General features: G+C 63.8%; 4 protein-coding genes. 3 read left to right on the top strand and 1 reads right to left on the bottom strand.

Features of this window, described 5'->3' with window-relative positions; translation table 11 throughout:
- Nucleotides 1-441 precede the first annotated feature (441 nt).
- On the bottom strand, nucleotides 442-600 hold the full coding sequence (locus GV832_RS21430) for a hypothetical protein (RefSeq protein WP_168776897.1): 159 nt from the start codon (nucleotides 598-600) through the stop codon (nucleotides 442-444).
- Nucleotides 601-702: 102 nt separating this feature from the next.
- Between GV832_RS21430 and tnpA the strand changes: the two genes are divergently transcribed.
- From tnpA to tnpC, 3 genes are all read left to right on the top strand, one after another.
- Entirely contained in the window at nucleotides 703-1,116 is a 414-nt protein-coding gene (gene tnpA / locus GV832_RS21425; protein ID WP_168776896.1) for an IS66-like element accessory protein TnpA, read from the top strand.
- A complete protein-coding gene (gene tnpB, locus GV832_RS21420; protein ID WP_168776895.1) occupies nucleotides 1,113-1,463 on the top strand; it encodes an IS66 family insertion sequence element accessory protein TnpB in 351 nt (116 codons plus the stop codon). Before tnpA ends, tnpB begins: the two co-directional genes overlap by 4 nt.
- A 58-nt stretch (nucleotides 1,464-1,521) precedes the next feature.
- A protein-coding gene (gene tnpC, locus GV832_RS21415) for an IS66 family transposase (RefSeq protein ID WP_435531778.1) occupies nucleotides 1,522-3,137 on the top strand; the annotation gives its coding sequence in 2 pieces (ribosomal slippage) (nucleotides 1,522-2,538 and nucleotides 2,541-3,137; 1,614 coding nt in all).
- Nucleotides 3,138-3,162 lie beyond the last annotated feature (25 nt).

The following is a 3,162-nucleotide window of genomic DNA, read 5'->3' as shown; positions in this document are numbered from 1 at the left end:
GGGAAAGAAGGGCCGAAGCCGGTCCATCTGGGCTTCGGTCAGCCAGAACAAGTTGCTCATAAATCAGGTCTCCTGGCCGACCGTGAATCACGGTCTTAGAGCGTGATCAATGGGTCCTGACCCTAGACGTCTGAAATGCTCGCAGATCACGATACGTTTAGACGCTCACCCATTCGCGTGCTGAGTTTTCCACTGCGTAGAAGTTGCGTCGCCCGCCTTCAATGTCGGTCATGCCTTCTCCAATGGCAGAAGCTTGGCCGAATTCTTCACTTCCGCGACTGGCCCGGAATAAACGTTCGCCTGCTGCGAATGTCCGGAAACCGCCCCTCGCGACGATACAAGAGATAATCTACACACCCGGCCCAAAGTTGCCGGTCGCGGTTCGCACCGACGCCATTGGATTTCTTCCGATAGCGGTCATTCCGCGGGGAAGACCTGGGACTATGGGCCGGGGCTTATTCTCCGCTGGCTCCAGCCGATGAGCGTCGCGCCGCCCAGGGCCAGGGCTCCGGCGGCGGCGAAGCCCGGGCCGTAGCTCTGATCGCTGGAGAAGGCCCGGAAAACTCCGGCCGAGATCAGCGAGGCCGTGACCGAGACCACGTCCAGAAGCGAGGTGGACAGGCCGACCTGGCCCTTGATCGGTAAGCCTCCGGTTATTGCCGTCTGACACCATTGGTTGAGGTCAGCTAAGACGCTGACCTTATGGATGACTCTAAGTTCAGATCACAGATTGAGGTTCTCTCTGTCGTCGACAAAGGTCGGCGGCGGGAGTGGACGGATTCCGAGAAGGTTCGGATCGTCGAGGAGAGCCTGCGCGGGTTCCGGCAGTGTTCGGCGACGGCGCGGCGGCATGGGATATCGCGGGCTCTGTTGACACGGTGGCGGCGGGACTTCAGGGCCGGGCAGCTTGCCAGCGAGCGGCGGCCACAATTCCTGGCGGTTGAGGTCGCTTCGGAGATGTCGGCGAAGTCAGTGCCGCCGTCGGTGCTCGGTTCCGGTGCTGATCGTGGTGATCGGATCGAGATTACCTTGGGCAATGGGCGCAAGCTCGCGGTCGGGGTGACCATCGACCCGATGGTGCTGGCGCGCCTGGTTCAGGTCCTGGATCGGGCATGATCGCGTTCCCTGCGGCAGCAAAGGTCTGGATTGCGGGCGGCGCGACCGACATGCGGTGCGGGATGAACAGCCTCGCGTTGAAGGTTCAGCAGGGCCTCGGGCGGGACCCGCACGGCGGAGAGATCTTCTGCTTCCGTGGCCGCAAGGGCGATCTAATCAAGGTGCTTTGGCACGACGGGGTGGGCCTGTCGCTTTACCTGAAGCGGCTGGAGGCCGGAACGTTCATCTGGCCCACCAGCGAGACTGGAGCCGCAGTCCAGGTCTCGGCGGCCCAACTCGGTTATCTCCTGGAAGGCATAGACTGGCGCAATCCGCGATGGACGCAGAGGCCTGCATCGGCAGGATAAGGGCTCGTTTCCCTTTGTTTTATTGGCATATTCCACCCCGCCATGATACTCCTCTCCCATGTCGGAGAGCCCTTCAGAGATCGTGCTTTTGCGCGTCGCCCTCGCGGCAGCCGAGGCAAGGGCCGCCGCTGCCGAGGAGGAGTTGACGCGGACCCGCGCCGTGATCTCGGCCTCCGAGGACATGATCCGCCACCTCCGTCTGGAGATCGCCAAGCTCCGACGGGAACAGTTCGGGGTAAGTTCCGAGCGGCGCGCCCGGCTGATCGAGCAGCTGGAGATGCAGCTCGAAGACCTGGAGACCGACATCGCCGCCGACCGGGTCAAGGCCGAGGTGGACGCGCCAACATCCGTGGTCGGGGCCTTCGAGCGTCGCCGCCCGGGGCGCAAGCCCTTCCCCGAGCATCTCCCGCGCGAACGCGTCGTGATCGAGCCACCCACCGCCTGCACCTGTTGCGGCTCGGTGCGGATCGTGAAGATGGGCGAAGACATCACCGAGACCTTGGAGGTCATCCCCCGGAAGTGGAAGGTCATCCAGACCGTCCGCGAGAAGTTCACCTGTCGGGACTGCGAGAAGATCAGCCAGCAGCCCGCGCCATTCCACCCCACGCCTCGGGGCTGGGCAGGGCCCAACCTGCTGGCCACCATTCTCTTCGAGAAGTTTGGACAGCATCTGCCCTTGAACCGCCAAGCCGAGCGATTTGCGAAGGAAGGCGTCGACATCAGCCTCTCGACCCTGGCCGATCAGGTGGGCGCCTGTGCTGAGGCTCTGGCTCCGCTCCACGCGTTGATCCGGGCCCACGTCCTCGCCGCCAAGCGTCTGCATACCGATGATACGACCGTGCCGCTCCTGGCAAAGGGCGGCGCCACGACAGCCCGGCTATGGACCTATGTCCGCGACGACCGCCCCTTCGCCGGTGGCGCGCCACCGGCGGCGCTCTACTACTTCTCGACAGATCGCAGGAAGGAACATCCGACCAAGCATCTCGCGGGCTGGACGGGCATCCTCCAGGCCGATGCCTATGGCGGATATAACGACCTCTACAGGGCCGATCACAAGCCGTCCCCGGCGCTTAAGTCACGCTGTGCTGGTCCCACGCCCGGCGCAAGTTCTTCGAACTGGCCGACATCAAGGCCACCGCCCGCAAAGGCAAAAAGGTTGCCGAAGAGATCTCGCCGGTGGCGTTGGAAGCCGTCAGCCGCTTCGATGCCATCTTCGAGGTCGAGCGCGCGATCAACGGGTTGGATGCCGACACTCGTCGCAGCACCCGTCAAGACCTTATCCGCCCCCTCGTGGCCGACCTGCACGATTGGCTCCGCTCTGAGCGTGCCCGCATGTCCAAGCACAACCCAGTCACCAAAGCCATCAACTATATGTTCGAGGAGCCTGGCCGGTGGGACGCCTTCACCCGGTTCCTCGACGACGGCCGCATTTGTCTCACGAACAACGCCGCAGAGCGCGCCCTGCGCGGCGTGGCCTTGGGACGCAAGGCTTGGCTCTTCGCAGGATCCGCCCGCGGCGGGGACCGCGCAGCCTTCATGTATTCCCTGATCGTGACCGCCAAGATGAACGACATCGACCCACAGGCCTGGCTCGCAGACGTCCTCGCCAAACTACCGGCCGCCACACCGTCACGCCTGCCGGATCTCCTCCCATGGAACTGGAAACCCAAATAGCCGCGGCCTAGACCGGAGGCTTACC

The organism is Stagnihabitans tardus (assembly GCF_009925085.1).
GTDB classification, from domain to species: domain Bacteria; phylum Pseudomonadota; class Alphaproteobacteria; order Rhodobacterales; family Rhodobacteraceae; genus Stagnihabitans; species Stagnihabitans tardus.
The sequence above is the reverse complement of the archived record's forward strand: the minus strand, read 5'-3'. Positions and strand labels throughout refer to the sequence as shown.

Excerpts from the sequence above, each read along its gene's own strand:
- tnpB (WP_168776895.1), top strand. The coding sequence starts at position 1,113 with ATGATCGCGTTCCCTGCGGCAGCAAAGGTCTGGATTGCGGGCGGCGCG.
- tnpA (WP_168776896.1), top strand. The coding sequence starts at position 703 with ATGGATGACTCTAAGTTCAGATCACAGATTGAGGTTCTCTCTGTCGTC.